Annotated in this window: 21 protein-coding genes; 13 read left to right on the plus strand and 8 right to left on the minus strand. The window is 61.2% G+C overall.

From position 1 onward, the window contains the following. Positions 1 to 25: 25 nt before the first annotated feature. From IP81_RS08450 to IP81_RS08485, 8 genes are all read right to left on the minus strand, one after another. Entirely contained in the window at positions 26 to 580 is a 555-nt protein-coding gene (locus IP81_RS08450) for an ATP synthase subunit B (protein WP_054107533.1), read from the minus strand. Beyond that, positions 573 to 1,067: an ATPase gene (locus IP81_RS08455; protein ID WP_054107534.1), complete on the minus strand. Its 495-nt coding sequence runs from the start codon at positions 1,065 to 1,067 to the stop codon at positions 573 to 575. The genes IP81_RS08450 and IP81_RS08455 overlap by 8 nt, the downstream gene beginning before the upstream one ends. Positions 1,068 to 1,142: 75 nt before the next feature. Beyond that, positions 1,143 to 1,370: a F0F1 ATP synthase subunit C gene (locus IP81_RS08460; protein WP_011444975.1), complete on the minus strand. Its 228-nt coding sequence runs from the start codon at positions 1,368 to 1,370 to the stop codon at positions 1,143 to 1,145. Between the two features lie 66 nt (positions 1,371 to 1,436). After that, a complete protein-coding gene (locus IP81_RS08465) occupies positions 1,437 to 2,219 on the minus strand; it encodes a F0F1 ATP synthase subunit A (RefSeq protein ID WP_054107535.1) in 783 nt (260 codons plus the stop codon). 40 nt (positions 2,220 to 2,259) lie between these two features. Further along, complete coding sequence (locus IP81_RS08470) at positions 2,260 to 2,580, minus strand: AtpZ/AtpI family protein (RefSeq protein WP_054107536.1); 321 nt, start codon at positions 2,578 to 2,580, stop codon at positions 2,260 to 2,262. Between the two features lie 206 nt (positions 2,581 to 2,786). Then, positions 2,787 to 3,188, minus strand: coding sequence for a YdbL family protein (locus IP81_RS08475; RefSeq protein WP_231626270.1), 402 nt, complete (start codon positions 3,186 to 3,188; stop codon positions 2,787 to 2,789). A gap of 29 nt (positions 3,189 to 3,217) precedes the next feature. After that, a complete protein-coding gene (locus tag IP81_RS08480) occupies positions 3,218 to 3,475 on the minus strand; it encodes a YnbE family lipoprotein (RefSeq protein WP_231626271.1) in 258 nt (85 codons plus the stop codon). Then, positions 3,472 to 6,717, minus strand: coding sequence for a YdbH domain-containing protein (locus IP81_RS08485; RefSeq protein WP_054107538.1), 3,246 nt, complete (start codon positions 6,715 to 6,717; stop codon positions 3,472 to 3,474). The genes IP81_RS08480 and IP81_RS08485 overlap by 4 nt, the downstream gene beginning before the upstream one ends. A 101-nt stretch (positions 6,718 to 6,818) precedes the next feature. On the opposite strand from IP81_RS08485, the gene radC reads away from it, so the two are divergent. The 13 genes from radC to IP81_RS08550 all read left to right on the plus strand — a co-directional run bounded on the left by radC (position 6,819) and on the right by IP81_RS08550 (position 18,288). After that, entirely contained in the window at positions 6,819 to 7,559 is a 741-nt protein-coding gene (gene radC / locus IP81_RS08490) for a DNA repair protein RadC (RefSeq protein WP_054107755.1), read from the plus strand. Between the two features lie 519 nt (positions 7,560 to 8,078). Then, a complete protein-coding gene (locus tag IP81_RS08495; protein WP_157573135.1) occupies positions 8,079 to 8,861 on the plus strand; it encodes a hypothetical protein in 783 nt (260 codons plus the stop codon). Between the two features lie 349 nt (positions 8,862 to 9,210). Further along, positions 9,211 to 10,527 carry an adenylosuccinate lyase gene (gene purB / locus IP81_RS08500; RefSeq protein WP_054107540.1) on the plus strand — a complete coding sequence of 439 codons (1,317 nt, stop codon included), beginning with the start codon at positions 9,211 to 9,213 and terminating at the stop codon, positions 10,525 to 10,527. Positions 10,528 to 10,610: 83 nt separating this feature from the next. Continuing rightward, positions 10,611 to 10,910 (plus strand): hypothetical protein, encoded by a 300-nt coding sequence (locus IP81_RS08505; RefSeq protein ID WP_054107541.1) that lies wholly within the window; start codon positions 10,611 to 10,613, stop codon positions 10,908 to 10,910. Continuing rightward, the gene (pyrF, locus tag IP81_RS08510) at positions 10,907 to 11,581 is read left to right on the plus strand and encodes an orotidine-5'-phosphate decarboxylase (protein ID WP_054107542.1); all 675 of its coding nucleotides are present in this window, start codon (positions 10,907 to 10,909) and stop codon (positions 11,579 to 11,581) included. Before IP81_RS08505 ends, pyrF begins: the two co-directional genes overlap by 4 nt. Positions 11,582 to 11,586: 5 nt before the next feature. Next, positions 11,587 to 12,090, plus strand: coding sequence for a GNAT family N-acetyltransferase (locus tag IP81_RS08515; protein ID WP_054107543.1), 504 nt, complete (start codon positions 11,587 to 11,589; stop codon positions 12,088 to 12,090). 69 nt (positions 12,091 to 12,159) lie between these two features. Beyond that, positions 12,160 to 12,915, plus strand: a complete 756-nt coding sequence (locus tag IP81_RS08520; RefSeq protein ID WP_054107544.1) for an SIMPL domain-containing protein — start codon at positions 12,160 to 12,162, stop codon at positions 12,913 to 12,915. A gap of 50 nt (positions 12,916 to 12,965) precedes the next feature. After that, positions 12,966 to 13,631, plus strand: a complete 666-nt coding sequence (locus IP81_RS08525) for a phosphoribosylanthranilate isomerase (RefSeq protein ID WP_054107545.1) — start codon at positions 12,966 to 12,968, stop codon at positions 13,629 to 13,631. A gap of 188 nt (positions 13,632 to 13,819) precedes the next feature. Further along, positions 13,820 to 15,046, plus strand: a complete 1,227-nt coding sequence (trpB, locus tag IP81_RS08530) for a tryptophan synthase subunit beta (protein WP_054107546.1) — start codon at positions 13,820 to 13,822, stop codon at positions 15,044 to 15,046. Continuing rightward, positions 15,043 to 15,234: a hypothetical protein gene (locus tag IP81_RS08535; RefSeq protein WP_054107547.1), complete on the plus strand. Its 192-nt coding sequence runs from the start codon at positions 15,043 to 15,045 to the stop codon at positions 15,232 to 15,234. The genes trpB and IP81_RS08535 overlap by 4 nt, the downstream gene beginning before the upstream one ends. Beyond that, entirely contained in the window at positions 15,231 to 16,037 is an 807-nt protein-coding gene (gene trpA, locus IP81_RS08540) for a tryptophan synthase subunit alpha (RefSeq protein ID WP_054107548.1), read from the plus strand. Before IP81_RS08535 ends, trpA begins: the two co-directional genes overlap by 4 nt. Next, positions 16,034 to 16,882, plus strand: coding sequence for an acetyl-CoA carboxylase, carboxyltransferase subunit beta (accD, locus tag IP81_RS08545; protein WP_054107549.1), 849 nt, complete (start codon positions 16,034 to 16,036; stop codon positions 16,880 to 16,882). Before trpA ends, accD begins: the two co-directional genes overlap by 4 nt. A gap of 98 nt (positions 16,883 to 16,980) precedes the next feature. Beyond that, positions 16,981 to 18,288, plus strand: coding sequence for a folylpolyglutamate synthase/dihydrofolate synthase family protein (locus IP81_RS08550; RefSeq protein ID WP_054107550.1), 1,308 nt, complete (start codon positions 16,981 to 16,983; stop codon positions 18,286 to 18,288). The last annotated feature ends 41 nt before the right edge of the window (positions 18,289 to 18,329 follow it).

The following is an 18,329-nucleotide window of genomic DNA, read 5'->3' on the forward strand; positions in this document are numbered from 1 at the left end:
CTGCTTACGAAGCGCGTTTAGGCGATCAGTTCACCAAACCGGCAATCGCACCGTCTACCAGCGCCTTGTCGGCTCCGGCGGAGTGGTTCTTGGCGATCAGGTTGCGTGCAGCGGCAGTTGCCGCTTCGGCAGCCTTGGCGCGCAGTTCGTCGACAGCGGCGCGTTCGGCGGCACCGATCTTGTCGGCGGCCATCTTTTCGCGGCGTGCGATCATCGCAGTGGCATCGGCTTCGGCTTTGGTCACGATGGCCGCAGCTTCGGACTTGGCATGCTCGACCATCGACGCCGCGTCCTTTTCGGCGTTGGCGATCTTGGCGGCATATTCCGCGCGCAGCTTTTCGGCTTCGGCGCGCAGCACTTTGGCTTCGTCGAGCTGCTTGCGGATGGCATCGATCTGCTTGTCGAGACCTCCGACGATTACGCCGGGGACTTTTTTCCAAACCAGAATGCCAAGGAACACAACCATCGCCAGCGCTGCCCATGCACCCGGACCAAGGCCCAATGCAGAAGGCTCAACGTGGTGCTCAACACCACCGTCACCATGTTCAACGACAGCCGTTGTTTCAGCGTGATTAGCCATGAGCGAGAACTCCCTTCACGGCAGCCTGTGCCTCATCGGCAGAGATCGACAGACCGGCAATGCGGCTTGCGATGTCCTGCGCGGCCTCAGCGGCAACGCCTTCCACTTCACCCAGCGCAGCAGCGCGGGCAGCGGCAATGCGTGCCTCGGCAGAGGTCAGTGTTTCATCGATACGGGCCGTGGCAACGGCAAGCGTTGCTTCGGTAGCCTTGGCGGCATCCGCCTTGGCGGCAACGATCAGGGCTTGCGCCTCTGCACGCTGCTTGTTCGCCTGGACACGCCAGGACTCTTCCTCGGCGTCGGCGGTGGCCCGCGCTGCTTCCGCAGCGGCAAGGTCATCGGCGATTTGCTTGTCGCGGCTATCCATCGTGGCCATAACCTTGGGCACCATGCCCCGGCCGATCACGAAAAAGATGATGCCAAAGAACACCAGCAACCAGAAAACCTGGCTGGCATAAGTGGTGGCAAGCTGTTCAATCTGAGGCATTGCAGGTGTCCGGGCGTCACGCGGCCGGGGCGAACCCCGGCCAGCATTTCAACAATCTGTGAAGTTCGCAGCCGATCAGGCGACGAAGATCAGAATCATCGCAACGACGAACGACAGCAGGCCGAGAAGTTCAGCAGCAGCAAAGCCGATGAACAGACGACCCTGCTGGCCATCAGCAGCGCCTGGATTGCGCAGCGCGCCTTCGAGGAACTTGGCAAACACGTTGCCCACGCCGAGCGAGGCAAGACCGGCGCCAACAGCGGCGAGACCAGCACCGAGCAGCTTTGCGCTTTCTGCGTCCATGTCAAAAACTCCCTTTTCTCAAATCCGAATGGAACAACAGTTCCAAATTTTGGTGGGTTACAGGTATTAGTGAAGGTTCTCGGCGTCGTTCAGATAAACGCACGTCAGCAGCGCAAAGACATAAGCCTGAATGCCTGCAACCAAGAGCTCCAACGCGCAGATACCAATCATCAGCAAGAAGCTTGGCAGTGCGGCGAGGAAGAAGATGCCCACTCCGGCGTTGGTGCCAGAGATGACGAAGCCCGAAAGCACTTCGAGCAGAACGTGGCCGGCCATCATCGCAACGAAGAGACGCAGACCAAGGCTGAACGGACGCACCATGAACGAGATCAACTCGATCGAGAAAATGATCGGGATCATCAGAACCGGCGTACCGTGCGGCACGAACAGCGAGAAGAAGTGAAACCCGTGCTTGGCAAAGCCGACGACCAGAACGATCGCAAAGCTCATGATGGCAAGCACGCCGGTGACGGTGAAATGGCTGGTAGACGTGAACGGGTGAACCCCGAACAGCGCCAGAGGCATCAGACCGAGCATGTTGGCGAACAGAATGAACGCGAACAGCGAGAACACGTAAGGCAGGTATTTGCGACCCGACTTGCCGATGTTTGCCATCAGCAGGTTGTCAACAAAGCCTGTCAGGCCCTCAACCGCCATTTGCCAGCGGCCCGGAACCAGTTCGCGCTTTGAACCACCGGCCACGAACACGATCAGCACCAAAGTGGTGATCGCCATCCACAGCGCGGAATTGGTGAACGCGATATTGTAGCCACCAATCGCCCACTGATCGGTCCCGAACAGGGACTCAATCGTGAACTGGTGTACCGGATCGACCTTGCCTTCGGCCACGCGCAAAACCCCGTATCACTCGAATACAACAACAGCGCCCTTATTCGGGGCGCCGGCTCGAAAGTCGGATGATGTTCCGGAACGCCACAGCGATCCCCATGAACAACATCACCAGTAACCCCCCAGGGCTTGTTCCGGCAAACTGGTCAATGACCCAGCCGATAAACGCGCCGCCTGCAAGACCGCCAATCAGTTCCGCCAGCACCCGGTTGCCTAAGCGATAATTCGCATCGGTTTCCGCGCCTGCCTTTGGTTGGGTGCGCTGATTTTCCAGCTCTCGAAGCGCTTTTAACCGCTTGTCGAGCGCGTCGATCCGCGCGTCCTCACCGATAGGTGCGATCTCTGGCGGTTGATCATTCATGCCCGTCCCCTGTCAGTTGCCCGACCAAAAGTGCAGCATAAACGACGGTTCACCGCCGAGGGCGCCGTCCCCTTAGGCGGGGGGTAACTACGAGTCAACCGCTACAGGCGGGGTTCACCCACGCTTTCACCGCAAAAGCAATCGCCCTTCACCACTTACGCGGAAAAGGGCGAAATTGCGTTGGCGATTCGTATGCAGAAATCGCGTTACGGACAGCGCGAATCACGCAGCGGCGGTCCTTCCCCGCGCGTTTGCCATGATCCATCGGCGGCCTGATACTTCTCGCCCGGTTTGGTCTGCGCGATCAGCAGACAGCCCGATGTCAGCGCATATTCTTCAACCGTGGCGTTATTGGCTTGCGCCTTGCCCGCATAAACGGCTTTGCGCTTGATATTGATGTCTTCCACCACCGCGCGCAAAGGCGGCGCAGGCGGCGTGACATAGCCCAGATAGCCGTCCATTTTCTCGCCCACCTGCCCCGCGGCGCGGGCCGCAGCATAAGCCGGGTCGCGTGCCTGGGCATAAGCCGCAACCGGCGCCACAGCGCTCAACACCAGCCCGGAGGCTGCGATGGCCATCATGCACTTGCGAACAGAAAACTGCACCATTTGCCAAATCCCAATATACCCGCGGCCCATCAGAAGATGTCCGGATTGCTATCGATCGTGTTGCCCGCATCTGCTGCAAGTCGGTACACAACCTCCTGTTTGATATTGATGTTCAGCTCGATAACGATGGGCTTGTCCGGTGCTTTCACCGAAATGCAGCCCCCCGTTGCCAAACCGGCCACCAACGGCAGCGCCAACAGGCCGCGCTGCCACAACTGTGATCTGTGTTCCCTCATACGAAATATCGTCGCAGGGATCGCTGATCGGGTCAATTGCTCAGGCTTCATGGCAGGTTTCCGCTTTCTGCAGGCTGAATGTTTTGTTGTGAAACGGGCAGCACAATCGCAGGAGACCCTCCCGGACGGAACCCGTTGGTAAACCGCCGCACGATCCGCCCTTGCGCATCGACAAGGCCCAATGTGCGGGGGTCTTTGATCGCGGCGGGGTCGTACATTGCCTTGAGCGATGTCATTAGTTGATAGAACGGCGCGCGAATGTTGACGTTGAACTGGATCGGCAGATTGGCGATCTGGCGGGTGATGAAGTTGCGCTTCGTTCCCTCGCCCTGGCTGACCCCGCCAAACTTCACGTTGGTGACGATGTCGCCTTCCAGCTCGCCGCGCATCGCGATGGTCATGGTCTTGTAATCCAGCGATTTGAGTGCCGAAAACGCAAAGTTGGCCATCGCCCCCATGTTCTCATAAGTCAGCGCGCCAACATAGGAGACATTGCCCCCCGGCGCGCGCGATATCAGAGAACCTTCCTCGATCCGCCCGCCGTCGGCATCGAACACCAGCGGAAACTGCCCGTCGAAAGTGCCGGTCGCCGCCAGATTGGCCAGCTCCATTTTCTCCAGAAACTTGGCTGCATCAATACCCGCCAAGCTCAGCGTATAGCGCCGCGCCTCGGCCAGTCCCAAACGTAGATCGGTTGGCTCAAGCCGCAGTGTGCCCCCCAGAAACGGCCAGTTCGCCTCATGCAGACGCAGCACCTGATCGGGTAGCAGCGAGACATCGATCACCCCGTCATTCACTTCGATTCCCGGATTGACCGAGGCGACCTTCAGCTTCTGGTTGGGCGCGCTCACCATGCCGAGCAGATCGGTAAACTCGATCGCTCCCGAAAGCCCCTTCACAGGCCCGAATGCTGCTGCCAGATCAAGGTTTTCCGTGCCGAAACGCCCGATGCTGGTCACCCCGCGCGCGTTCCAGTCAATCACGCCCTGCCCCCGCACCGTGCCCACCGTATTGGCCACCACGCCCAGCGCCAACCGCGTAAGCTGCGCAGGCTGGAATGCCTTGTCGAACACCAGAGCATCTACAGCTAGATCGGCACGCCCTGTCCCGCTGCCCAGATCATGCCGGATCATGGCACGCCCCACTTCGCGCGCAGTCGTGGCTTCGCGCAGCAAAGTGCTGGCGGTAATGCGATTATCCGCCAAAGTCAGCGTCGCGCCTTCGCTGTGCAGCCGCTCGAACCGCGCCGGATCAAGCCGGTCAGTCAGATCAAAGCCCACGTCCGACAGCACCAGCGCGCCTTTGGCAAAGCGCCACTGCCCCGCCGCCTTCGTCACGTCCAGCGGCACAGCGGCCAATTGCGCCTCAACGCCCGCAAATCTACCGGTAAAGTCGTTGCCCAGCCGCGCATCCAGATCGGCCAGCCGCAGCCGCGTTGCCGATTCGGGTGGCCCCAGCGTCACGTCCACCGCCTTGGCCATCAGCACACCGGGCCATGCAAAACCTACAGCGCCGGTTTTCACCACCATCGGCGTTGCACCCAACCGGCCAGACAGATCAAGCGCCGTTGTACCGGCAGCCACACGCAAACCGCCCGCACCATTGCGCACCACTACGCTTCCGCTTGGCGGGCACAGGTTCAGCCTATTGCCATCAACCGCCATCGACCCCAGCGTCAGGCGGTCAAACCGTGCGTTCACGCAGCGCGACCACAAAGCCAATTCGCCACGCGCGCCATAGCTGCCGTTCACCGGCAGCACGAGGTTCTTCACCGATCCGCCCGGAATCGCGCCCGAAACCAGCGTCATCCCGGCAAAGCTCAGCGCGCCATCGCCGCCTTGCGCAATCATCATCTCGGGGATCGCCAACGATCCGCCGCCTGCGCGCCACGGCGCCATCGTCAGCCGGAACAGCGCCTGCCCCGCCCTCCCGCGCTCCATCCGCCCGGTCACCTGCGGCAGGCCCAGCCCCCCGGTGGCAAAGTTGCCCGCAAGCAAAGGCGGCCCATCGCCGCCGCCGGTCGCCACCTGAAACCGCGACAGCGTGAGCAATTCCTGCCCGCTGCCGCCCACCAGCCGCGCTTGCGGCATCACCAGCGTCATGCCCGAGGTGCCGCCCGAAGCCCCGTTGCGCCGCGCCGTGATCTCGCCGGTAAGACGGCTCCCGCGCTCCTCGCGCCGCAAAGCTGCGCGCAGTTGCGCCAGCATCGGCGCAAGCAGGGTTTGCGCCGAACGTGTCTGCGCATCGGCCAGCGCCAGATCCAGCGCAGGCCCCTGCCGCAGTTCCTCGCCCCGCACCGTCCCGCGAAACTCGGCTTTGTCAAAACCATCGCGCGCGCGCACCAGTCCTTCAAGGCCCAGCAGCCCGGCATGGACCCCGCCGCTTTGCACGCCGCCGGCCTTGGCCTCGATCCGCCCGGTCAAAACGCCCTCGCGCCAGCCGAGCCCCGAATCAAGCGCGAGCGATTCTGCGGCCAAGCCCGGCGCGGCCAAAGTCTTGCTGCGCAGCGTCAGATCGCCCGAAACGCCTGTAAGCCCTTTATCGGCCAGCCCATCAATCTGCACCGTGGACGCGCCCGCACGCACCCCGTTCCCGCACGCCAGACCCGCCCATTGCAGCGGCCCTGCAAACGATGGCCGCTCTTCGCGAATGGCGATCTTGCCAACCAGCGTCGCGCCCTCGGCTACACAGCCGCCACCCGCCAGCTTGGGCGCAACCGCCGCCAGTGTTCCGGCAAACCCGTTCTGCAACGCGCCCGCGCCATCCAGCTTCAGGCCCACTTTGCCGAAGTCGGTCAGCATCAGGGCGCGCCCGTCCTCAACCGTCAGGTCCAGCTTGGGAAAGGCAAAAGGTGCATCATCGGCCTTGGGCGCAAACAGCACTTTATCCAGCGCGCCAAAGCTCAGCTTGCCATCCAAGTATTGCCCGTAAACCCTTGGCCTCAGGAGCTTTACCGATCCGATCACCGGCATTCCCCAGCGATATTCCAGCGCCACCAGCACGCGCTCGATGGTCAGGTCGGGCCGCGCGGGATCGCCCACCACCACATTGCGCAACACTTGCGCGCCCGGGCCAATGCTCTCGATTTCATACGTCGCAGGCAGGCCATAGGCAGCGATCTGGCCCGCGATCACGCGATCGGCCAGTTGCTCACGCGATAGCCACACGCCTGAACCCGCCACCAGCACCACGGCCAGCGCAGGCACGCCGATCCGGCGCCAGCGGCTGCGGCGCGGCGCGCTTGCAGGCACTGCCAAAGCACCGGTTTCCGCCATTTCGAAACTATCTGCCATTGTCCCCCTTCTTGCGCACTCCCCCGGCTTGGGCAATGCACTGCATGCGAATGCGCCCAACAAAACGCACAGCTTCGCCAGAGGTGCCCGCCAAACCGCCCATGCCCGATCCTGACCAACTCTTTCCTGAACAAGCCGCGCCCCTTGTGAAAAAAGGAGCAGACTTTGACGGCACGGATACCAGCGGCCACCGCGCGCGCCTGCGCAAACGGCTGATGACCGGCGGTGAAGATGCGCTGGCCGATCACGAAGTCATCGAATACCTGTTAATGGTCGCAAGGCCGCGCATCGATACCAAGCCCATCGCGCGCTCCTTAATCCAGCGCTTCGGCAGCCTCGCCGCCGTGCTGACGGCTGATCCCCAGGCCTTGGCCCTGCACCCCAACATGGGCGAAACCAGCGCGGCGGCCATGCGCATCGTCGCGCTTGCCGCGCGCCGCCTTGCGCGCAACACCGTGCGCGAACAGCCCGTGCTGTCAAACTGGCAGGCGCTGCTCGATTACCTGCACATCGATATGGCGCACCTCAATGTCGAACGTGTCCGCGTGCTCTATCTCAACACGCAAAACATGCTGATCCTCGATCACCTCGTCAGCGAAGGCACGCTTGATGAAAGCCCGATCTACACACGCGAGGTCATCAAAAAGGCGCTCGAAATCGGCGCAGCCTCGATGATCCTCGTCCACAATCACCCCTCCGGCTCCCCCCAACCCAGCCGCGCGGATATCCAGATCACCAATAAAATCGCCGAAGCGGGGCGATTGATGGGAATAGTGGTCCACGACCACATCATTATCGGCCGCGAAGGGCACACATCCTTGAAGGCGAAGGGGCTGATTTAATGTCAGGGAACTGAGGTTCCTACCATTGTCGTCATCCCGGGCTTGCCCGGAATCCCGCCGCTTCTGTTGCCACGTCGCAAAGTACAGCCATCCAAATACCGCAAAAAGACAAATCCAGCGCCGCGTCAGCTCTGGATACATTGTATCAATCATCCAAATCCGAGGAAAAGCCGCCAGGAATTTATCAACAAACCGTTACTACTTGCACAGCTTGGGAAATCGGTATCCAACATAAGATGTTAACAAAAATTAATTTAGCCGAAAAATACGAATACTTGTTAAAAATATTTTTTATTTTTGTTATATTATAAAAAAAGACAAATATTTATCCACCAATTTATCCAAATCCCCCTATCCAAAAAATCTCCGGGTTAAATTTAACAATTTTTATCATACACTTAGCGCAACAAGGCATCCGATTCGGTTAAATTTTATTAGGGATTGCGGGGACTTGTCCATTTTGGACTATTTACGCTAAGATGATCTCGGCAAGACATTCTTGCTCTGGCCTGCACGAAATTGTCGACCGGAAAATCCTTAATCAAGAGGTTGGGTATGCTACCTTTTGCAAACAAGGTAAATATGGACGATAACGACTCACTCAATAGCGAGGCCTTGGATAGTATCCATCCGATGTTTGCCTTAAGCGACTTGAAGAGAATTGTCGTTCGCGTCGCTCTGGTTGGCGAGATAAAGGATATTAGCACGATTGCTTGGCTGCAATTGGTTGTGCCCAACCAAATTGTTTCGGTTGTTTCTGAATCCTATATAGGCAATTTTTCGTCGAGCAGAGAAAACTATGATGCTTTATTTGCGGTGGGGCATGATGCGCGCAGGCTGCAAAACCTGATCCGGCTTTACTTGCCCATCTGGAAAGGCAAACCCAAGATCGCGGTGCTCATCGGTAACATGCCGCCAGACCGCAGCAAGCTGCTAATGGCAGGCTATGATGACGTGATCGATCAACGCGTCCCCGTCCCCGAAGCGCAAGCCAAACTGCTCGCGATCTACCGCCGCTACCGCGTTTCAAACACCAAGGGCGGAAAACAACTCGTCCCGCTGGTCGACACCTCGCCATGGTGCATCGAACCCTTGAAAGAGCGGGAGCAGGAAATTCTGGCAACCTTGATCCATCGATTCCCTGCAAAAGTGCCCACTTACGACTTGTGCAAATCGCCCACCGGTAAAAAAGACCTGTCGCCCTCGTCAGTCAAAGTCATGATCTCGAAGATCAGGGCCAAGCTGAAACCCGAATTTTCGATCACCTGCCTATCAGCGGCCTATAGCTTCACACGAGACTGAAAGGCATGCGCGCACCTTGCCCGCCATGCCCGGCCCAATTCGAACGCCCCCATTACGAGTAGGCGTTGATCCATTTGCGCGTCCCGGGGCGAATTGATTTTCCTAAAGCCCCTGCGCTGGCGTAATCCATCCTCATGGCCGCCCGAACCCTTTCCTCAAATGCACTATCCGTTCCCCCGCCCCCTGGAGGCCCCGAACTTCCCCCTCAGGACAGTGTAAACTGTGTAAACCTTGTCAGGAAAATGCGCCTTTTCCTGAACGGAATCGCATGGCCCCTTGCCTTTGCCGCCCCTGCGCCCTAGCGGCCCCGCACAGCTTACGCGCCAAAAATCAGCAGTTGGAGTCGAACATGGTCCCCCGTTACGCCCGCCCCGCGATGACCGCGATCTGGGAACCCGAAGCGCGCTACCGCATCTGGTTCGAGATTGAAGCCCATGCGACCGAAAAGCTGGGCGAGTTGGGCGTCGTTCCGCCATCGGGCGCAAAAGCGCTGTGGGACTGGTGGGCGACCAACCCGGTGATCGATGTCCCCGCGATTGACGCGATCGAAGCCGTCACCAAGCACGACGTGATTGCGTTCCTTGATTGGGTGGCGCAGCAGGTCGGCCCCGAAGCGCGGTTTATGCATCAGGGCATGACCAGTTCCGACGTGCTCGACACCACGCTGTCGGTCCAGCTTGCCCGTGCCTCCGATCTGCTGATCGCCGATATCGATGCGCTGCTGGCCGCGATCAAGCGCCGCGCGTTTGAACACAAATATACCCCCACCATCGGCCGCAGCCACGGCATCCACGCCGAACCCACCACCTTCGGCAAAAAGCTCGCCGAGGCCTATGCCGAATTTACCCGCTGCCGCGCCCGCCTCGTCGCCGCGCGCGCCGAAGTGGCCACATGTGCCATCTCGGGCGCGGTCGGCACCTTTGCCAACATCGATCCATCGGTTGAAGAATACGTCGCCGAAAAGCTGGGCCTTGAGGTCGAGCCGGTATCGACGCAGGTCATCCCGCGTGATCGCCATGCGATGTATTTTGCAACGCTGGGCGTGATCGCCAGCAGCATCGAACGCCTCGCCATCGAAGTGCGCCACTTGCAGCGCACCGAAGTGCTGGAGGCCGAAGAATACTTCTCGCCGGGGCAAAAGGGCTCGTCGGCGATGCCGCACAAGCGTAACCCGATCCTGACCGAAAACCTCACCGGCCTTGCCCGCATGGTCCGCTCCGCCGTGACGCCTGCGCTGGAGAATGTGGCGCTGTGGCATGAACGCGATATCTCGCACTCCTCTGTCGAACGCTTCATCGGCCCCGATGCCACGATCACGCTCGATTTCGCGCTGGGCCGCCTCACATCGGTGATCGACAAGCTGTTGATTTATCCCGAACGGATGCAGAAGAACCTCGATAAGATGGGCGGCCTCGTCCATTCGCAGCGCGTGCTGCTGGCACTGACGCAGGCGGGGCTTGAGCGTGACGCCTCGTACCGTCTGGTGCAGCGCAATGCGATGAAGGTGTGGGAATCGGACGGGCAGCTTTCGCTGATGGAACTGCTCAAGGCCGATCCGGAAGTGGCCGCTGTGCTCAGCGCGGAACAGATCGAGGAAAAGTTCAACCTCGATTACCACTTCAAAGTCATCGACACGATCTTTGCCCGCGTTTTCGGCGAAGCCTGAATAACGCGAGGACTCGCCAAGCGCCCCGACCTGTCCTAGCATCGCCTGCGACGGACGGGGCACGAAGCGAGAGGCCTTAAAGAATGCTGCGTACGATTTTCTGGGTTATGGTGATTGCCGCACTGGCTGCGTTCAGTGCGGCCAACTGGGTTCCGGTGGAAGTGCGCATCTGGGAAGGGCTGTTGCTCGAAACTCGGCTGCCTGCACTGGTGATCGCTGCGTTCTTGCTGGGTCTGGTGCCGATGTGGATGCTCTACCGCGCCACGCGCTGGCGCATGGCACGGCGCATAACGTCGCTGGAAACATCGCTTAACACCCGCTCAGCGCCTTCCTTGAGTTCAACCAACCTCGAAGCCGCCCAAACAAGAAACGAGACACCGTGAGCAACCCGATCTATCTCGCCCTCGACCTCCCCCGCCTCGATGCTGCGGTCGCCCTTGCCCAGAAGGTGAAGGGCCATGTCGGCGGATTGAAGCTCGGTCTCGAATTCTTCTGCGCGCACGGTCATCACGGCGTGCACGAAGTGGCCAAAATCGGACTGCCGATCTTCCTTGATCTGAAGCTGCACGATATTCCCAATACCGTGGCAGGCGCGATGCAATCGATCCACGTGCTCGAACCTGCGATCGTGACTGTCCACGCCTCGGGCGGACGGGCGATGATGGAAGATGCCAAGGCGGCTGCGGGTGAACATTGCAAGGTCGTGGCGGTTACCGTGTTGACCAGTCTCAATGACGCCGACCTTAACGGCATGGGCATTGCCGGATCAGCCCACGATCAGGCGTTGCGTCTCGCCGATCTGGCGCAAGAGGCGGGCCTTGATGGCATTGTTTGTTCGGGCCATGAAGTGGCCGCAATCCACCAGCGTTGGAAGAAAGGCTACTTGATTGTGCCCGGCCTGCGCCCCGCTGATGGCAAGCTGGGCGACCAGAAGCGCTCGGTAACCCCGCGCGCCGCGCGCGATGCAGGGGCCAGCGTGCTCGTCATCGGCCGCCCGATCAGCCGCGCCGAAGATCCGGTTGCCGCCGCGCGCGCCATCGAAGCCACGCTCTGACGCCGATGATCCGCTTTACGACCGCCAAGCCGCAAGACGTGCCAGCCCTACGCGCGCTGGTAGAGAAATGCTATCGTGGCGACAGCGCAAAACAGGGCTGGACGCACGAAGCCGATTTGCTGGATGACACGCGCACCAGCGAGGCGGAACTGGCCGGTGTCTTGGCTGACTCCGGTAACCGCGTGCTACTTGCCGCCATGGACGGGCGTCTTGTCGGCACGGTAACGATCACCGATCTGGGGGAGGCCCGCGCCTATCTTGGCATGCTTTGCGTTGATCCTGAACTGCAAGCCGAAGGCCTTGGCCGCGCGCTTCTGGCCGATGCCGAAGATACCGCTACCGAAGCATTCGGCGCGAATGTCATGGAAATGACGGTGATCGATGCGCGGCCTGAACTGATCACCTATTACGAGCGCCGGGGCTATACCCGCACCGGCGAGAAGCGCCCCTTCCCCGCGCCTGGCGATCACCCCTTCGCCATGGTCGTGCTGGAACGAAGCTTGCGCTGAACGGTTCATCGCCCTGTAATCTCGGCACGTCCACATCTGGCGGCCAAGCAGCTTACGGGAGAGCCTTCAATGAAACGCAAGCACCTCATCGCAGCCGTACTGGCTGCCATCGCCCCGCTGACAGTGGCCCATGCGCAAGGCGTTTCAGGCGGGCCGGTCATCGCCTCGGGCAATACGCTGTTAAGCATTGCGGCGGAGGGCAAATCGACCCGCACGCCCGATCTCGCGGTGTTCAGCGCGGGCGTCTCTACACAAGCCAAGACCGCCGGTGACGCCTTGAGCGAAAACGCCAATCGCATGACATCCGTGATCGCAGCGCTGCGCAAAGCCGGTATTGCCGAGCGTGATATCCAGACCAGCAACTTGTCGGTCAATCCGGTTTATGGACAGCCCGTGCGCCTGCCTGATGGATCGTATGAACAGCAGGAACAGGTCATCGTCGGCTATCAGGCGATCAATCAGGTGTCGGTCCGCCAGCGCAAGCTCGATAGCTATGGCAAAGTGATCGACACGCTGGTTGCCAGCGGTGCCAATCAGGTGAACGGCCCCTCGTTCCAGATCGACAATAGCGATGCTGCAATGGACGAAGCGCGGATCGAGGCGATGAAGAAAGCCCGTGCCCGCGCCAATCTCTATGCCAAGGCCGCTGGCCTGCGCGTGGTGCGCTTGCTGACGATCAGCGAAAACGCCGGTTGGTCGCCCCCGCAGCCGCAAGTGATGTTTGCCCGCGCCGAAATGGCCAGCGCGCCAAAATCATCGCCGGTTGCTGCGGGCGAACTGGAAATGACGGTGACGATCAACGTGAGCTACGAACTGGCGCAATAGAGCCGCCGATAATTTGACAGGAGCGGCGCGTTCACCGTAACGCGCCGCCCATGTTGTCAACCGCTACCGCCCCCGCCATCAAGATCTGCGGCATCGCCACGCCGCAAGCGCTCGATGCCGCAATCGCGGCACGCGCCGACTATATCGGCCTCGTATTCTTCGCCAAAAGCCCGCGCAATGTATCGCTACGCGACGCCGCCATGCTGGGTGAGCGTGCGGCGGGCCGTACCAAAGTGGTCGGCCTGTTCGTCGATGCCCTTGATGCGACCGTTGCCGAAGCAGTCACGGCTGCGCGGCTTGATGTGATCCAGTTGCACGGCAAAGAGACGCCCGAACGGGTAGCCAAACTGCGCGCCCAATTTGGTTTGCCAGTGTGGAAAGCGCTGTCGGTCGCAAGCCGCGAAGATGTCGCGAACGCCGCCGCCATTGCAGGCGCGGCTGATCTGATCCTGTTCGATGCCAAGGCCCCCAAGGGCGCAGACCTTCCCGGCGGTTTGGGGTTGGTGTTCGATTGGGACTTGCTAGCGGCTTATCGCGGGCAAGCACCGTGGGGGCTGGCAGGTGGCCTATCGCCCGATAACGTGGCCGATGCCGTGCGCCGCACCGGCACCAAACTGGTCGATGTCTCATCCGGCGTAGAAAACGCGCCGGGTGTGAAAGATGCAGACCGTATCCGCAGCTTCTGCTTCAACGCGCGCACAGCCTCGCAAAAATAAAGGCGACCCTTTTCAGAGCCGCCTTTACGACGTGGCGGGTGAGCCTTTAGGCCACAGTGGGTTACTTGCAGGTGAACAGTGCAGACAGGCTGTATCAATGTCGCGGCCCTGCCCCAAAGGCCGCATTCAAGCCATGGTATAGCTAGCGAATCTGGACAATCGGCTTGCCCTCTGCCAAGCGCCACAGCATGAGCGTAGAAACCATAAGCCAGACCCCCAACAGCTTCCGCAATCAACCGGACGAGCGCGGCCATTTCGGCCAGTTCGGCGGACGCTATGTTGCTGAAACACTGATGCCGCTGGTCCTCGAACTTGAGCGCGAATATACCGCCGCCAAGGCTGATCCCGCCTTCAAGGCCGAGTTCGACGATTTGCTCGAACATTATGTCGGTCGGCCCAGCCCATTGTATTTCGCACCGCGCCTCACCGAGGAACTGGGCGGCGCACAAGTCTGGTTCAAGCGCGACGAGCTGAATCACACCGGCGCGCACAAGATCAACAACTGCATCGGCCAGATCCTGCTGGCGATGCGCATGGGCAAGACGCGGATCATCGCCGAAACCGGCGCGGGCCAGCACGGCGTGGCAACCGCCACCGTCTGCGCGCGCTTCGGTCTGCCCTGCGTGATCTTCATGGGCGCGACCGATGTTGCGCGCCAGGCCCCCAACGTGTTCCGCATGAAGCTGCTGGGTGCGCAAGTCGTGCCGGTAACCGCAGGCGCGGGCACGCTGAAGGACGCGATGAACGAAGCGCTGCGCGATTGGGTGGCGAATGTGCACGACACGTTCTACATCATCGGCACGGCTGCCGGTCCGCATCCCTATCCAGAAATGGTCCGCGATTTCCAAAGCGTGATCGGCAAGGAAGCGCGCGCGCAGATGCTGGCCCGCACTGGCCGCCTGCCCGACGTGCTGGTTGCAGCCATCGGCGGCGGATCGAACGCGATCGGCCTGTTCCACCCGTTCCTTGATGATGCCTCGGTCAAGATGCTCGGCGTCGAAGCAGCCGGACACGGGCTCGACAAGGAACACGCCGCATCGCTGGCAGGTGGACGCCCCGGCATCCTCCACGGCAACAAGACCTATCTGTTGCAGGATGACGACGGCCAGATCATCGAAGGCCATTCGATCAGCGCAGGGCTTGATTATCCCGGCATCGGGCCTGAGCATTCATGGCTCAAGGAAATCGGCCGCGTCGATTATACCTCGGTGACCGACAAGGAAGCGCTGGGCGCGTTCCAGTTGCTCTGCCGCACCGAAGGCATCATCCCCGCGCTGGAACCCGCCCACGCGATTGCGGCGGTCCAGAAGCTCGCGCCGACGATGGGCAAGGACCAGATCATCCTCGCCAACTTGTGCGGACGGGGTGACAAGGACATCTTCTCCGTAGCGGAGCATCTGGGGGTTTCGCTTTGAACCGCCGCGACACTCTCCTCACCGGCGGCGTGATTGCGACGATGCTGGCGTGGTTGAGCTGGACGACGATGGACGAGCCATGGGTCGAGGATTGGTCCCCGACCGAAAACCTGCTTAATGCCTCAGGGTATGTGCTTTGCGCGCTTGCTCTTCTTCTCCTTTTTGCCGGGATGAGACTTCCCAAATGACCACGAACCGCCTCTCCTCCGCCTTTGCCAAGGGCCGCCCGGCCCTCGTCACTTTCGTCACGGGCGGCGATCCGACGCCTAACGCCACTGCCGCCGTGCTTGATGCACTGGTCGAAGGCGGCGCTGATGTGATCGAACTGGGCATGCCCTTCACCGATCCGATGGCCGATGGCCCTGCGATCCAGCTTGCCAACTTGCGCAGCCTTGGCGCGGGCACGACGACGGCGGACATCTTCCGCATCGCCACCGCATTCCGTGCGCGCCATCCTGAAACACCATTGGTGCTGATGGGCTATGCCAACCCGATGACCATTCGCGGCGGTGATTGGTTTGCCGCCGAATGCGTCAAGGCGGGCGTCGATGGCGTGATCTGCGTGGACATTCCGCCAGAGGAAGACCCCGAGCTTGGCCCCGCCTTGCGCGGCGCGGGCGTATCGCTAATCCGCCTTGCCACGCCGACGACCGATGCCGCGCGGCTTCCCGCCGTACTCGATGGCTCGTCAGGCTTTCTTTATTACGTGTCAGTCGCTGGCATCACCGGCATGCAGCAGGCGGCGCAGACCAGCATTGATGAAGCCGTTGCGCGGATCAAAGCTTCGGCAACGATCCCGGTTGCGGTCGGCTTTGGCGTGCGCACGCCCGACCAGGCCGCTGCCATCGCAAAGGTCGCCGATGGTGTCGTGGTCGGGTCGGCGCTGGTCGATCTCGTCGCACAACACGGCGCGAATGCCGCTGGCCCGGTGAGGGAACTCACCGCCGCGCTCGCCGCCGCCGTCCACTCCGCACGCAAGGAACTCGCATGAGCTGGCTCAACAAAGTCCGCAACGCCCTCCCCTTCACGCCGAAGCGGGACACCCCGGACAACCTTTGGATCAAGTGCCCTTCGTGCAGCGAAATGCTGTTCGTAAAGGACTATGAGGACAACCTCTCGGTCTGCCCGCATTGCGACCATCATGGCCGCATCGGCGCCGATGCGCGGTTCGACCAGTTGCTCGATGCAGGCTATGAACTGCTGCCCGCGCCACGCGTCAAGGAAGACCCGCTCAAGTTCCGCGACAGCAAGAAGTATGTTGACCGGATCAAGGCTGCCCGCGCCGCCAATCCGCATGCCGATGCGCTGACCAACGCCTATGGCCGGATCGAAGGCCAGAAGGCGGTTGTAGGCGTGCAGGAATTTGCGTTCATGGGTGGCTCGATGGGCATGGCCGTGGGCAATGCCTTCATCGCTGGGTGTGAACGCGCGGTGCGCGAAAAGTGCCCCTATGTTGCGATCACCGCAGCAGGCGGTGCGCGTATGCAGGAGGGCATTCTCAGCCTGATGCAGATGCCGCGCTCGACCGTGGCGATTGCCCGCCTGCACGCCGCTGGCCTGCCCTATATCGTGGTGCTGACCGATCCGACCACCGGCGGCGTCACGGCCAGTTACGCCATGCTGGGCGATGTGCAGATTGCCGAACCCGGCGCACTGATCGGCTTTGCCGGACAGCGCGTGATTCAGGACACGATCCGCGAAAAACTGCCCGAAGGCTTCCAGCGCGCCGAATACCTCCACGCGCACGGCATGGTCGATATGGTCACACATCGCCGCGATCTGAAGGCAACGCTGGCGCAAGTGATCGATTATCTTACCTCGGCAAAGGCGGCTTAACGAATTCCTCCCTCCCGCTTGCGGGAGGGGTTACTAACCTTCCCCTCTCCCGCTTGCGGAGGGGTTGGGGGTGGGCATCTTCTACAGGTGGGCACTCAATGCGCGACTTCGCAATCTCGGATAACGCTGCCGTTCAGGCCCAGCTTGACCGGTTGGGCGCGCTGTCCCTCCCATCGGGCCGCCTTGGCCTCGATACCGTGCGCGAACTCTGCGCGCGGCTTGGCAATCCGCAGGATCACATGCCGCCAGTGTTCCATGTGGCGGGCACCAATGGCAAGGGATCAACCTGCACGTACCTCCGCTATATCCTTGAGGCGCAAGGGCTGACGGTCCATTCCGCCACCAAACCCCACTTGGTGCGCTATAACGAACGCATCCGCATCGCAGGCCAGCTGATCGAGGATGATCTGCTGGCCGCTTTGCTGAAAGAAGCGCTGGATGCAGGCGAAGACCTTGAGCCGAGCTTCTTCGAGGTGACAACGGTTGCCACCTTCATGGCCTTCAGCCGTATTCCCGCAGATGTCTGCGTGATCGAAACCGGCCTTGGCGGCAGACTTGATGCCACCAACGTGATGCCGACCGCGGCCGTCTGCGGCATCGCCACACTGGGCATGGATCACGAAGCCTTCCTGCTCGCGCCTGAAGACGGCGTGCCAACCGATCCGCTTGCCCGCATCGCATTCGAGAAGGCGAGCATTGCCAAGCCGGGCGTGCCGCTGGTGACGATGGCCTATCCTGAACGGGCAGAGGCCTCAGTGAAGGCCACAGCCGCGCAGATCGGTGCTCCGGTCGTGATGCGTGGGCACGGATGGGACGTGGCGATTGGCGAGGCGATCAGCTATCGCGATGCACAGGGCGCGCTGACGCTGCCCCTGCCCACCTTGCCCGGACAGCATCAGGCCGAGAATGCTGCGCTGGCCGTGGCAATGATCCGCCACCAGAAGGCGGTGCCGGTCTCGGTCAAAGCCATGGCAAAGGGCATTGTCGAAGCGCGCTGGCCCGCGCGGTTGCAACGGCTCGGGGCGGGACCGGTCACCGCATTGGCGCAAGGGCGCACGGTATGGCTTGATGGCGGGCACAACCCCGATGCAGGCCTTGCCATCGCGCGCCATCTGGAAAGCCAGCCGCCGGTGCATCTGATCATGGGCATGCTGGCCAACAAAGACCCCTCGGCGATCCTGAAGCCCTTGGCGGACCGGGCGCTGTCGATCTCGGTCGTGCCAGCACCGGGGCATGATGCGCACAAGCCAGAGGACTTTGCGCCGTTTACAGCGCTGCCGGTGAACAGCTTTGGCGCGGTGCCCGAAGCGCTGGCCGCACTACCGGTAGAGGGCGATGTGCTGATTGTCGGCTCACTTTACCTTGCGGGTGAAGTGCTGCGCCTGAACAACGAAATTCCGTCCTAACCCCGCTCGTGTCGAGCGAAGTCGAGACACCGCGCAATGTG

The organism is Novosphingobium sp. AAP83 (assembly GCF_001295795.1).
In the GTDB taxonomy this organism is placed as follows: domain Bacteria; phylum Pseudomonadota; class Alphaproteobacteria; order Sphingomonadales; family Sphingomonadaceae; genus Novosphingobium.

Bases quoted from the DNA above. Each gene is read 5' to 3' on its own strand.
- IP81_RS08450 (WP_054107533.1), bottom strand. From the start codon at position 580: ATGGCTAATCACGCTGAAACAACGGCTGTCGTTGAACATGGTGACGGT.
- IP81_RS08455 (WP_054107534.1), bottom strand. From the start codon at position 1,067: ATGCCTCAGATTGAACAGCTTGCCACCACTTATGCCAGCCAGGTTTTC.
- IP81_RS08460 (WP_011444975.1), bottom strand. From the start codon at position 1,370: ATGGACGCAGAAAGCGCAAAGCTGCTCGGTGCTGGTCTCGCCGCTGTT.
- IP81_RS08470 (WP_054107536.1), bottom strand. From the start codon at position 2,580: ATGAATGATCAACCGCCAGAGATCGCACCTATCGGTGAGGACGCGCGG.
- IP81_RS08475 (WP_231626270.1), bottom strand. From the start codon at position 3,188: ATGGTGCAGTTTTCTGTTCGCAAGTGCATGATGGCCATCGCAGCCTCC.
- IP81_RS08480 (WP_231626271.1), bottom strand. From the start codon at position 3,475: ATGAAGCCTGAGCAATTGACCCGATCAGCGATCCCTGCGACGATATTT.
- IP81_RS08485 (WP_054107538.1), bottom strand. From the start codon at position 6,717: ATGGCAGATAGTTTCGAAATGGCGGAAACCGGTGCTTTGGCAGTGCCT.
- radC (WP_054107755.1), top strand. From the start codon at position 6,819: ATGCCCGATCCTGACCAACTCTTTCCTGAACAAGCCGCGCCCCTTGTG.
- purB (WP_054107540.1), top strand. From the start codon at position 9,211: ATGGTCCCCCGTTACGCCCGCCCCGCGATGACCGCGATCTGGGAACCC.
- IP81_RS08505 (WP_054107541.1), top strand. From the start codon at position 10,611: ATGCTGCGTACGATTTTCTGGGTTATGGTGATTGCCGCACTGGCTGCG.
- IP81_RS08515 (WP_054107543.1), top strand. From the start codon at position 11,587: ATGATCCGCTTTACGACCGCCAAGCCGCAAGACGTGCCAGCCCTACGC.
- IP81_RS08520 (WP_054107544.1), top strand. From the start codon at position 12,160: ATGAAACGCAAGCACCTCATCGCAGCCGTACTGGCTGCCATCGCCCCG.
- IP81_RS08525 (WP_054107545.1), top strand. From the start codon at position 12,966: ATGTTGTCAACCGCTACCGCCCCCGCCATCAAGATCTGCGGCATCGCC.
- trpB (WP_054107546.1), top strand. From the start codon at position 13,820: ATGAGCGTAGAAACCATAAGCCAGACCCCCAACAGCTTCCGCAATCAA.
- trpA (WP_054107548.1), top strand. From the start codon at position 15,231: ATGACCACGAACCGCCTCTCCTCCGCCTTTGCCAAGGGCCGCCCGGCC.
- accD (WP_054107549.1), top strand. From the start codon at position 16,034: ATGAGCTGGCTCAACAAAGTCCGCAACGCCCTCCCCTTCACGCCGAAG.
- IP81_RS08550 (WP_054107550.1), top strand. From the start codon at position 16,981: ATGCGCGACTTCGCAATCTCGGATAACGCTGCCGTTCAGGCCCAGCTT.